Source organism: Methanobrevibacter sp. (assembly GCF_045636185.1).
GTDB lineage: Archaea > Methanobacteriota > Methanobacteria > Methanobacteriales > Methanobacteriaceae > Methanocatella.
Map to the genome: position 1 here is coordinate 1 of NZ_JAZTXC010000008.1, position 13205 is coordinate 13205.

At 32.7% G+C, this 13205-nt stretch carries 10 protein-coding genes; 1 reads left to right on the forward strand and 9 read right to left on the reverse strand.

The genetic code is table 11. The features are described from left to right. Window positions 1-260 precede the first annotated feature (260 nt). Window positions 261-536 carry a hypothetical protein gene (locus tag ACKI3Q_RS00670; RefSeq protein ID WP_407413299.1) on the forward strand — a complete coding sequence of 92 codons (276 nt, stop codon included), beginning with the start codon at window positions 261-263 and terminating at the stop codon, window positions 534-536. 21 nt (window positions 537-557) lie between these two features. Here the strand turns inward: ACKI3Q_RS00670 and ACKI3Q_RS00675 are convergent, their stop codons facing one another. The 9 genes from ACKI3Q_RS00675 to ACKI3Q_RS00715 form a co-directional block, all read right to left on the reverse strand. After that, the gene (locus ACKI3Q_RS00675; RefSeq protein ID WP_407413301.1) at window positions 558-833 is read right to left on the reverse strand and encodes a hypothetical protein; all 276 of its coding nucleotides are present in this window, start codon (window positions 831-833) and stop codon (window positions 558-560) included. A gap of 31 nt (window positions 834-864) precedes the next feature. Then, the gene (locus ACKI3Q_RS00680) at window positions 865-1224 is read right to left on the reverse strand and encodes a hypothetical protein (protein WP_407413303.1); all 360 of its coding nucleotides are present in this window, start codon (window positions 1222-1224) and stop codon (window positions 865-867) included. 9 nt (window positions 1225-1233) lie between these two features. After that, entirely contained in the window at window positions 1234-1452 is a 219-nt protein-coding gene (locus ACKI3Q_RS00685; RefSeq protein ID WP_407413305.1) for a hypothetical protein, read from the reverse strand. Between the two features lie 110 nt (window positions 1453-1562). After that, window positions 1563-3050, reverse strand: coding sequence for a sodium-dependent transporter (locus ACKI3Q_RS00690; protein WP_407413307.1), 1488 nt, complete (start codon window positions 3048-3050; stop codon window positions 1563-1565). 285 nt (window positions 3051-3335) lie between these two features. Beyond that, complete coding sequence (locus ACKI3Q_RS00695; RefSeq protein ID WP_407413309.1) at window positions 3336-3878, reverse strand: Ig-like domain-containing protein; 543 nt, start codon at window positions 3876-3878, stop codon at window positions 3336-3338. Window positions 3879-4013: 135 nt separating this feature from the next. Then, window positions 4014-6602: a C1 family peptidase gene (locus ACKI3Q_RS00700; protein WP_407413311.1), complete on the reverse strand. Its 2589-nt coding sequence runs from the start codon at window positions 6600-6602 to the stop codon at window positions 4014-4016. Window positions 6603-6743: 141 nt separating this feature from the next. Continuing rightward, window positions 6744-10580, reverse strand: a complete 3837-nt coding sequence (locus ACKI3Q_RS00705; protein ID WP_407413313.1) for a C1 family peptidase — start codon at window positions 10578-10580, stop codon at window positions 6744-6746. 259 nt (window positions 10581-10839) lie between these two features. After that, window positions 10840-11793, reverse strand: coding sequence for a hypothetical protein (locus tag ACKI3Q_RS00710; protein ID WP_407413315.1), 954 nt, complete (start codon window positions 11791-11793; stop codon window positions 10840-10842). An 838-nt stretch (window positions 11794-12631) separates the two neighbouring features. Next, window positions 12632-12883: a hypothetical protein gene (locus ACKI3Q_RS00715; RefSeq protein ID WP_407413317.1), complete on the reverse strand. Its 252-nt coding sequence runs from the start codon at window positions 12881-12883 to the stop codon at window positions 12632-12634. Window positions 12884-13205: the final 322 nt, after the last annotated feature.

The window sequence follows — 13205 nt, forward strand, 5'->3', positions numbered from 1 at the left end:
GATTATATTAAAACTTCTGGAAAAAAATACTGCAGAAGAAATATCTGAAAACTACAACATACCCCTAGAAAAAATACAAAAAATACAGAATGATTAATCTACCATTTAAACACTAAAATCAGACATAAACCAAATTGTCTTTAGTCTTTCCAAATTTTATGCCGTTACTTTTACCATTGGGAAGCAATGATAAAACAATAAACGGAAAATCATCATCAGAATTAATAATAAGGGCATGAATCATTGCAGGAGAATTGAATATGAGTGCATTAGAATTAAGGCCATTTGAAGAACAATTAGCAGACGTAATCTATGCAAATCGACTTGATCAAGCTGAAAATAAAGGAATAGAAAAAGGAGAAAAAATAGGAATAGAAAAAGGAGAAAAAATACGAATAGAAAAAGGGGAAAAAATAGGAATAGAAAAAGGAGAAAAAAAGATTATATTAAAACTTCTGGAAAAAAATACTGCAGAAGAAATATCTGAAAACTACAACATACCCCTAGAAAAAATACAAAAAATACAGAATGATTAATCCATCATTTAAACACTAAAATCAGACATAAACCAGATCGTCTTTAGTCTTTCCAAATTTTATGCCGTTACTTTTACCATTGGGAAGCAATGATAAAACAATAACAGGAAAATCATCATCAGGATTGATAATAAGAGTATGAGTTACATTCTTTTGGGTTTCAATGACAATCTTATAGACATTATCCTCATTTGACATCTCACCTTCGAGAAATACTTCATTAAAAGACTCTTCATACAAATAGTCAGGCAATTCAATGTCAATTTTAAAATAATCCAGCAGTTCCTTCAATATCATGATAATCAAAAAATAAAAAAAGAAAAATTAATTATGCTTCGATAACTAATTTTTGAGCCACATTACATGTTTCGTAGTCACTAGTTCCATTAAAAGTACAGTTAAATGTATAATTTCCAGGATTTACTCCCGAGATACCGAAACCTAAGTTACCATTGTTATCTGTAGTGAAATTAATGTGATTTTTCTCACCGCTTTCAGCAATTACAATGATATCGACTACCTGATTTGCGATAGGAGAACCATCCTTTGCAGTTAAAGTTAAGTTAAAAGAATCCCCATTTTTTAATTTGTCTGGACTTTTAACTTCCATATGACTTGCTTGAGCCGCATAAGCGACAGAAATTGCGAGAACCAATACCAATAATGCAAGAATTATTTTCTTATTCATTTTCTCACCTCATTCGATTTTTGGTAGATACTTCTGATCTGATTTGTAAGATGAACCAATCAATTCGCCGGTTTCAACATCATATTGTCTGAATCCACCATCTTCATAGCGAACTTCCCTATATTGACCACATCCAGCTTGACAGTTATCTTTTATCTCTTCAGATACAACATTATCCTCATTAGCTTGATAAACTAGAACTTCTTTATTAGGATTGTCCTGATTCAAAAAATCACCTCCATAATAATTAAAGTTTTAGAAAAATGCCAATATTAAGTTTTGACTTTAATCATATATATGTTTTTAATTAGGATAATGGAAATTTAAAGCAATGAAAGTTAAATTCTTTCATCAGCCTTGTCCCAATCAGGATTTTTGGCAGGTAATTTTGTCAGTACCACTGTAGTAACCAAAACAATAATCGCCGTTGCTATTGTGAAATTTGTTTGGTCAATACTAGAAGCTGCAGCAACATCAAGAATTCCTCCAATCCAGACGATTGAAATAAATATCGGGAGAATGTATTTTACTATTACAAGCCACCATTTTCCAAGCTTGATTGTTTTGCTTCTGGCGTTTAAAAAACCTATTAACTTTTCTGCATTGAATACCCATGCAAATATTATGCACTCAACTATGACACCGAAGAGCAATGCAATCTGATTGATGAAGGTATCCACATATCCAAGCAAATCTGCACCGAAGGACGTTGCATAAATCATTGATAAAAGAGCCCCTACGATTATTAGAATTGTCATTGTCCTTGACCTTGACAGTCCAAACTTGTTTTGAATTGAAAATGACAAGGGCTCAACTGTAGAAAGTATACTTGTAAGTCCTGCCAGATAAACCGTTAAGAAAAACAGAGGCCCTAAAACATAAGCCCATTGACCAAGAACATTGAATACTGTAGGATATGCAATGAATACCAGTCCGGTTCCTTGAGCTACCAGTTGTTCAACGGGAGTTCCTGACTGCAGTGACATATAGCCCAATATTGAAAATACACCTAAAGCCGCAAAGTTTTCAAACAGTGAATTTGCAAAAGCTATTGAAATGGTATTTGTAATCAGGTCTGCATCGTCCTTTGTATAGCTTGCATATGTAAATGCAATTGACATTCCCAGACTTAATGAGAAAACAATCTGGCCGAATGCCGCCATCCATATTCCAAAGTTCGACAACAGAGACCAGTCAGGGTCAAAGAGTTCCGAAAGTCCTATTGATGCACCAGGAAGAGTAAGTGAAAACACAACAATACCCACCATTATGATGAAGAGCACTGGAACCAGTACTTTTGAAACATGACCCAAGCCGCTTTCCAAATCCCTGTGAGAAATGCACCAGATGATTACCCAACCTGCAAGCATTGCAATTGCGATTATAGGAAGGAAATGAAACAGACCCATATAGTTTCCTGAATCCTGAAGCAAGGAAACCGTAAAGTACGTGTTTGGATCTGCTCCCCAGCCCTTGAAAAAACTCAATATTACATAAATTCCGTCCCATCCAAGAATAGCCGCATAATAAATCATGATTACAAAAACACAAACCGGCAGAAACCAGCCGAGGTATTCGCATCTGGAATCAATCTTTTTAACCGCCTTTGCAAATGAAGATTTAAAATCGTATCCAACACCATACTCCAGAATCAGGAAAGGAATACCCATCAAAAGAATAGCTACAATATAAGGAATGTAAAAGGCCCCTCCTCCATTAGAGTAAAGCACATAAGGGTATCTCCATATATTTCCAAGTCCAACTGCAGAACCTATCATTGCAAAGATAAATGACAAGTTGCTGCCCCATTCGTTTTTATCTGCCATATATCAATATTGTACATTAATATGTATAATATTTATTATTGAATAATTATTATATGATAAGAATTACACAACTAAAAAAAGATTGATGAAAAAAATGTACGCCAATTTTGAACTTAATTAAATTCTTAACTAGAATTATTTTTAAATTCATACTTTAACTTATTGGATTTGAAGAAAAAAAGAAAAAATATCAGTTTTATTCAAAATTAAAAGTTAAAAAAAAGAATTATCTCTTATTAATGGCTACCTGGCCGATGACAATTTTTCCGCCACAACTGTTAGCCCTTACATTTCAAAGAAGTTCCCCGGCGGTGTGACAAATCCGAAGCGGTCACCCTTATATCCGTAGACAAGAGGCCCATCCCTGTATAATGGAGTGAAACCAGGATGTATGCTTGTATCTGACGGCAGATAATTGGCTGAGCCTACTGGCTGAGTAACAACCTGCTTGATATTCAGGTTCTGGAACGATTGGCTCGGATTGAAAGTGTCATTTCCTTCATAAGTGACATTAATGTTATACTGTCCGGCAGACAATCCGCTTAAAGAAAGAACGCCTACACCTTCCCCATTGGTAGTTATTGTTTTTTGCTCCACATGATTACTTGAATCTGTTATGTTGACTTGAACAACCTGGTTAGCAATCGGTTTGGAATCAGCGTCAGTTAAGAGAATTGACAATTCATCACCTTCATTCAATTCATTGGAACTAGTAACTGAAAGTGCAGTGTCAGTCTTAAAAATGAACGGATTGAAGAGCACAATTCCCGCCACAATAAGTGCAACGATGACTACTATCAAAGCCATGATTACTTTATTATAATCCATTTTATCCCCTTGATAATATATTTGTTACAATCATGTTAATAAACTTTAAAATTCCATGATTTAAAAAAAAGAAAAAAGGATTAAGTAATTTAATCCCCAATCATCCAAGCAGACATCCATTAATATAAGGATTGGCTAAACCTTCAATGATCCCGGCTGGTCTTTTGTATATACTTTTAAGGATACGGTTTTATTATCCAAGGATATGTCTTTCCATCCGTCACCATAGTTTACAAAGGTTGTATTTTTAAGGTAATGCTGTCTTGAAGAATTTAATGTAGGAACGCTTTTCTTTTTCATCACTACTTTAAAGGTATCACCCTTTTTAACTGGAATTTCTTTAGTTAATTTAACTGTATGGAATCCGTAGTATGGCGCAGTTCCGTTTTGTGTGTGTTTCAGCTGTCCATTTACATAGACATCAAGTGAATAGTTTTCACCTTTATCGCTGAAGTAAGTTCCAACACCACTGATTAGCTCATTTCCATTGCTTTTATAGCTACTTGAATAGCTGACATCCTTGTCAGACCCATTAATGACTAAATGTCCTGATAAATCTGTCTGGTAATTTGTCGTATAATTTTCAGTATTGTTAAAAACAAAAGATGCTGTATAAGTGTAATTAAAAAGACCTACATCATAATAGGAAACATAACCGAATCCGTCTTTTCCCCAATTGGTGTCCCAGCTGTTTTTAATTATCCATGCTCCATCCCCCGGAGGAGGAGTTAAAAAGTTATCTTTTGAGTAATTGTCATCCCATCCGATAATAGCGACCTCATGATTTTGTTCTTTAGATACATTCTGATATTGTGCTGCCGTATTGCTATTGTAATAAGGTGCATCATCAAAATTATTAAATGATAGGTCCAAAGCACCATTTTCCATTATTAATTTTTTATACTCATTATTATCTGTAAAATTACCACGAGGATGGGCAAATATAACATCCTGAATGTGTATATTTTTATTTGGGTTATCTACTGTAGATATCCTACCAAATTCATCATATGAATCATCTTCTGCTGAAACCGGACCAAGCCAACTTAAAACATATTCTATAGCCCAATCCGCATATCCTCCATCATCAGCATCATTCGATACCCCATATTTTGAGTATTGTAACATAGTGTTTATCATATGGCTTTCGGAAAAGTCAAATGATTTTCCTGTTGATTTCAGCACTGTAGATTCAAGTGCTCCATATATTCCAAAGGCCCAGCAGGAATTTGCATCTCCCTGAATTTTAATTGGAGTAACCCATCCATAATCACGCAAATCAAAACGTGATGGAATCGGATCTGTACTCAATTTTTTATTGGTAAGCTTGAGTTCAGGAGCTTTCCCGGATACTGATGAGATATAGTCGGTATCATTTAAAACTAAAGTGTCATTAATATATGTATTGTTCACTAAGGAATTTTTACTAAATACACCATGAACAGCTTCGTGATTATTTTTAAATTCAACCTTATCTGTTTTTAAATTAGAATCATAAGCATATATTGCATTTTTGTCATTATTTGTGAAAGTTGAGGAAATTGAAGTAAGATTTGTCTTGTCGCAGTAAAGCGCTCCGCCGTTGAATGAATCCTGTTTTTCCAGTTTATTTGATTCGAAGGTACAGTTGGTTAATTTTAAATCTACCCATGATGTATATATTGCCCCGCCGTCACAGGTAGCAGTATTGTTACCAAAAATGGAATTTTCTATCGTTAAATTTCCACAAGACTGGATTACTGCGCCTCCATAATCTCCACATGAATTAAGGAATTTTGAATTCTTAATGGATACTCCTGATGTATTATTGAAATTGTCGTCTATATCTACTGCACCACCATTTTTAATTGAAGTGGTATTGATAAATGTACAGTTATCTATTTCCCCATATTCCAAATCTCTTAGTCCCATTGCACCTGCAGTTTCATTTGCTTTTAAATTTTTAAATGAAGAATCTTTAGCTGTCATCTTTCCCACAACATATATTGCAGGAGCATATTTTCCATCAGAATCTGTAAAAGTTGAACCATCAACACTTAAAGATTGATTTGAGTAAATGCCGCCTCCCCAGTCCGCATCAGTATTGCTGAAATTACAGTTTGTTACTTCCGTAATGTTTGAAGTAAATATAGCTCCGCCGGTTTCTTTAGCGGTTAAATCCTTAAATGTAGAATCTTTAACTGTCATATCGGCCTGAGTACATATTGCTGAGCCAGATTTTGAATTTGAATTAGTAAAAGTTGAATTGGTGACATTTAACTCACTGTTTGTGAAAATGCCTGCCCCAAATTGGGCATTATTTGCTTTAAAAGTACAATTTGATACTGTTAATGGAGTATCATTACCATTAAATATGGCTCCACCATCTTTTGAGCTTGAATTTCCGTTGACAAAATTAAGATTTGTGATTGTAACGTTTTTTCCCGTTATATTAAATATTCTGGACTGGCCGGCCCCGTCAATTGTGTGGCCATTACCGTTTATTACAATATCACTTTTGTTTATTAAAATTCCCTCATTCAATTCATAATCGCTTGAATTGTCAAATTTATAATCTTTCGTTATTTCCACACTATTTCCACTTCCGTCAATTTCATTTTGGAGAGTTTCAAAGTTGTCTCCAGATGAAACGACATTAAAGGATATGATTACACCAATAAGCAATACACACAGTATAGCTATGGCAATAAGAATTACATTTTTATTAATTTTTATCCCCCACAAATATTTTTAACAGATATTCCATGTTATTATTATATAATTTTTTTTATAATAAATATTTTCATACAAAATAAAAAATTTATTGATAAAACTTGAAAATTATTCATTTTGGATTTTAAAAAAAAAAGAAAAGGATTAATTTAATTAATCCTTGATTGTAATTGTATTTGCAATAGCCATGCCGTCATATGCTGAAGTAATGATGTACTTACCTGCCATCAGATTAATGTTTAGCTGGGCTATACCTTCAGAGTTTGTGTTTCTTGTGTAGAATACTCCATTAACGTTAAAAGTTACTTTAGCTTTAGCCAGAGGTTTTCCCTGACCGTCCAATACAGTTGCATTGAATGTTGAACCATCCTTGTATTTCATTTCCAGGTCGGCTGCAATTAATGTAGGCAACACTGTGATGTTATATGACATCATAAGACCTGTCAACGGATCAATAGCTGTCAGGACGTATTCTCCAGGAAGCAGGTTAATGTTCAGTTTTGCAGTTCCGTTTACATCAGTTGTACGGTTGTAGAAAACACCATTGATGTTCATGGTAATGTTTTTACCGACTACTGGTTTGCCTTTACCATCAATTAATGAAATGTAGAACTGTGAAGCGTTTCTATAGTATTTAACAAGATTTTCAGCCATTAATGTAGGCAATACCGTGATGTTATTTTCAACTGTTGTGCTGTTGAATGTTGTTTTGATAGTGTAGTTGCCCGGGTTAAGGTTGATTGCCATTACGGCGGTTCCGTTTTCATCACTAACTCTGGTGTAATTTTTGCCGTTGATTTCAAAGGTTACGGTTTTGTTGGCAACACCTATATTAGCTACAAAATCGGAAGCGTTTTTATAGACTTTAACCAAATTGTCAGTATAAATATCTAAATCTTTAGTATATGCTTTTATAAAAGCGACTTTACGCAGATTGAGGAAATCATGCCATGTATCATTTTCATAGATAAAGGTCATATTTTCATCATAATGGACTCTTGTATCATCATAATCAATGAAAGGAACAGATTTTGAAGTTATTTGTACATAAAATTCATCTCCTTTCTTAATTGGTATATATTCATCTAATTTAATTGTATGGAATCCTAAAAACGGAGATGTTCCATTTTGAGTCAATCTCAATTTATTATTTACGTATATGCTAACGGTATAATTGATATCCTCACTTTCAAAGAATGTTCCAACAGCTGCAATTTCTTCATTTCCTAAAGCTGTAAATTTATTGGCATAAGTATCGGTTTTATTATAAAATTCACCGTACCATGTAATGGCATGCTGATAGTTTGTATCGTATACTTCCGTATTTTCAAATAATATTGCCATAAATTCGTTGTCTGTAGTATTTGATATGCAGAATGTTTTATCATAGTATGATACATAGAAGTAGCCATTATCACCCCATTCTGTTCCCCAACTGTTTTTACAAATCCAGGCTCCATCGCCTTCAGGTTGCAGATAGAAATTGTTCTTGGAGAAATTGTCATCCCATCCGACTACAGATATCTCATGGTTTGGTTTAGTAGTTACATTACAGTACTGTGAATATGTTTTAGGATAATAATAAGGATTTTCCTCATTAAATGAACTTTGTGCATAGATATTTGCATCTAATGAACCGAATGCAAGAATTGCAGATTTAACATCCGAAATATTATCATTTGGAATAAACATGATGTCTTGAACATGAACACATTCATCAGATCTTAGTACAGGTGAAAGCTTTCCAAGTTCATCGTATGAATCATAATCTTTTGGAAATGCTCCAAGCCAGCTTACTAAATATGATGCAGCGAAAGTGTTGGTTCCGGATTCAGGAAATGTAGAATATCCGTATTTGGAGTATTTCAACATTGTATTTTGCATGTTATTTTCTGAAAAATCAGCTTTTAGTCCCGTTGCTTTTAATAATGCGGATTCTAATGCACCAGTTGGACCAAATGTCCAGCAGGCACCCATCCTACCCTGATCTTTGACCGGTGAAGCCCATCCCCAATCACGTAAATCAAATTTGGATGGGAGATCAGTAACATTTATAGTATTATTTATAGATTCAAGTTCAATACCCGTTTGGGAAATAACTGTTTCGAAAAATGTATTGTTCAGAGATATATTGTCATTGTTATATTTATTATCCGTTAACCTATACCTAATTGGAAAATCAGAATATATTGCATTTGAATTGTTGAAAAATGTGGTATCAGCAATATTAAAATTTGAATCCAATAGATATATTCCGTTACCTACTTCTGCAATGTTATTTGTAAATATACAATCAAACAAATTTAATGTAACAAAATCAGCATATATTCCTCCACCATAAGTTGTATAATCATCATATAAACGAACAGCATTTGAATTGAAAGTAGAACAAGTGATATCAGCTGTAACAAATGAAAGATATAGAGCGCCACCATTATATGCTGCATTATTTGAAGTGAATGTTGTGTTTGTCATGACTAAATTCCCTGAAAGCTGAACGTAAGCTCCACCAAATTCAGAAGCACAATTGGTGAACTGAGAATTAATAATCATAACTTTTCCATGATATGGAAGGCTACTACCGACGACATCGACGAATATAGCCCCACCATCTTTCTCAGATCCAACATTAACAAATGTATCATTTATTAAAAGTAAACTAGTAGAATTGAAGTTTTTAAATCCTATTGCTCCTGCAGTCTTTTTTGCAGTCAAATTTATAAAATCACAATTGAAAACTCCCAAAGTACTGTTGTCACCATAAACTACAGTGGAATAGTTTGACTTGATATTTGAAAAAGTTGTATTATCAAGTAGTGCACAGCCGGAACTCAAATAAATTAAACCCCATCCCAGTATTTCATCACTTATAAAAGTCCCATTAGATAGAGTAAAATCCTCATTTTCTTCACAATAAATTGCTTCACCAGATTCGGCACGATTGTTTATGAATTTATCATTTTTACTTGTGTGGTTTGCCGTATTTACAATAGCACCACCAAAGGAACCGGCAGTATTGTTTGAAAAAGTAACATTGGTCGTTGTTAAATTATTTGTGGCAATAAATACAGCGCCACCAGTAGTATTTGCCCAGTTGTTTGAAAATATTGTATTGGATATATTAGTGTCCATATCTATTTTAACTGCTCCGCCCTTTTGAGCCTTGTTTTTGTTGAATACGGAATTGGTTATTGTAGTTGTTGATGTAATTGAAATTGCTCCACCGCTTTCTTCTGCTATGTTGCTGTTGAATGTGGAATTTTTTATTTCAGCTTGTGACAAAACTGCAATTGCTCCACCGTTTTCAGCCATGTTGGCGTTGAATACGGAATCGGTTATTGTAGTTTCATCATTCAGATATATTGCTCCACCAGTTGATCCTTGGTTATTGTTGAATATTGCATTGTTTATTGTAGTTTCTCCCCTTATAATGATTGCTCCACCATCTTCAGCTTTGTTATCAGCGAATAGAGCATCATTTATTGTTAAATTTCCACCTACAAATACTGCTCCACCTCTTAGAGCAGCATTGTTGTAGAAGTTTACATTGTTTAGAGTAAGTGAACCTAATACAAATATTGCTCCTCCGGATTTCTCAGACCTGTTTCCATTAATAAAATTAAGGTTGGAAATCGTAACGTTATTTCCTGAAATGACAAATATTCTTGATTGGAAATCCCCGTCAAGAGTATGGCCTCCACCGTTCAGGACAAAATTATCCCGACTAATATTTATTCCAATTTCATTATCAGTTTCATTGTTGAAGGTATAATCCTTAGTTAACTCTAAAACCATACCTGCATTTTTTATTTCTCCCTCTAAGTCAGTGAATGACGATTCACCGGCCGTATAAATTTCATCATGTGCGATTTGCAAATTATCTTGACCATCATCGCTTATAACCACATCATCAACATTGTCTGCTGCACAGACAGCCCCCAGAGACATGATTAAAACAAGAATGACAATCATAATCTTTAAAACATCCATAATCATCACAATTATAACATATGTGAAGAATATTATTTAAGCTATTTGAATATTTTATATTTTAATGTCAAATTATGTTTAAATTATATGTTTAAATTATATGTTTAAATTATATGTTTAAATTATATGTTTAAATTATATGTTTAAATTATATGTTTAAAAAGATGAAAAAAGAAAAAGAAGAAGAAAAACTTGTTATAATTAGGATTGGAATTCCAAAAAAATGTCAAAATTAAGAAAACGAACATTCACGACCATACTAGGTGTTTTTAAACCGATATGAATTTAGAAAATCAACAAAATTTTGAAGGATTCTGTTATTAATGGAAGAATAGCTGGATTGATTTTCAAAAATGTAATCTCCAACATATAGCTTGTCCGGGTTTTCGGGAATTGCTGATGGAGGATAGAAATCATTATTAAAATAGAAATAGTTAACAAGTTCTGAAGTGTTCAAACCGACATTATGCCCGTTGTCATTAGTCACATAAACATTTACACCATATCTTTTCCCATTATCAGTATCCTGAAGCTTATAATCATAGGAATAAAGATTACGCCTATTTGTACCTGAATCCTCATAAGAACAGATTTTAACAATAGCATCAACAGGGTCCGTTGAATAATTAGTATAGGTTCCTCCCTTAAAGCCGTAATACTCATTCGGAATAACTAAAAATTCACCGGGGCTTAACTTACCTTCCAAAACAGTTTCATTATAAACAACAGCGTATCTTCCATCAGGAGCCTTGATGAAAAAATGGCCATAACCGTAATTGTTAAAGATTTTTTGAATCTTGGCGAGGGAATCTGATGAAATATTTTTGGAAGAAAGCATTTCACAGGCAATATTCTCCATATCCCTTGTTTCAGTGTCATTTGAAGAATCTCCACCATGACTTGCAATCCATCCATCTTCAGTAATCATTGCATGAATAAAATGGGAATCCGGAGCCTCTATCTCCTGTACAATAATTTCCTGATTATTCAATTTATCATTATGTATAACCACTCCGTCATCACCTAATTCAGCATCTTGTCTAAAAGCGAAAACGGTTTCATCCTTTTCCTGAATAGCAAATGAACAGCATTGAAAATGTGATTCATTGAAATCTGAATTGAAATCAGCCTCACTTACATCGCTTGCACATATTGCCACCCCAGACAGACAAACAATCAAACATACAAATAGGAATATTTTCTTGAAAATCATATAATGCCACAGTTTATTTCACTAATAAGATTTTATTTAATTTGTTATATAACCTTTCCTAAAACTGAAAATGCTTTGCAAATATGTTTGGATTATGATTAACTTTTCGGCTTTTTTAAGAGGTTTTCAAAAAGATAAATTGAATTTAAACAGTGAAAATGAGAGTCATTTAAAAATAAGCAATATTCTTGTGATAAAGAGATTCTATTTAAAAAAAAGACTGTTGATTAACAAAATATACAATATAAATAAATTTAAAAAATATTATATAAAATTTAAAAATCCGTTTTAAACGAGTTAATACTCGAACAGATTTAAGCTCCAGATAACTTTAATATGGTGGAAAAATCATATTTTTACCTCCAATTTTTTCGGGATAATACTTTCCCATTGCTACTTATAACTTTAAACAAGAAAGTATATAAATATTTTCGAATGTAAGTACTTACTTGCATCATGAAATTAAAAAATAAGAGCAATTAATTCTTAAAAATAATTTTTGGATGATATTGCCAATATATTGTACTAACATTTTGATGTTAGGAATATTCTGAGAATCGGAGATTTTGGCTTAATCTTGAAACATTCTTGAACAATCCAATACTGAGGATTATCAATCAAAATTACAATAACATTAAGAGCATATATAATGAAAAATACATTATGATACAACATATAATGAAAAATTAATTATATATCATACGTTTTATACAAATTGTTCGATTTTTCACATGCTTCTAAAAGAACAATTCAAAAATTTTGTGCAGAAAGTTCAATGAGAAAAGAAAAAGATACGTATAATTCTACAAGAAATCATTCCATATTTCCACAGGTTTAATCAGTCCTTTTCCATCAACCATTCCACCCTGCAAGATATTTTTAGCCACCTATCTGATGTCAATTTTCTTGCCCATAAAATTAAAGTTAATTTTTGCTCTTGAGGTAAGTTATTTTCTTTATCAATAAGCACAATATTAACATTAGTTTTATCAATCCTGTTTTTCAAAATACCTAAAGTATATCCATCAAGTTTAACTGCATATCTTACATTAGCTATTGTCTTATTAATTACTGGTGGAAGCACATCCATTAGATCAAGGCTAGTATTAATTCTATCAGTTCTAGCTTGTCTTCATCTCACCTCAATAATTACGCTCAGTATTGTACTGTTCTACACAATTGTTTAGTAATCTAGTTTTTATAATAGATATAAGTCCCATAATAATCATTTCCAATAATAATGCTTCACTTAAATATATTTTTTTATATATAAAATAAGAAATAAACAATTTGGTAATAAAAGTAAATAAAAATAAGATTAAAAATCAATGAATTTTTTAATCGTTTTTAATTTCTGTTAATTATAATTTTATCATAAATTAATTAATTGACAGATAAATATATATATAACA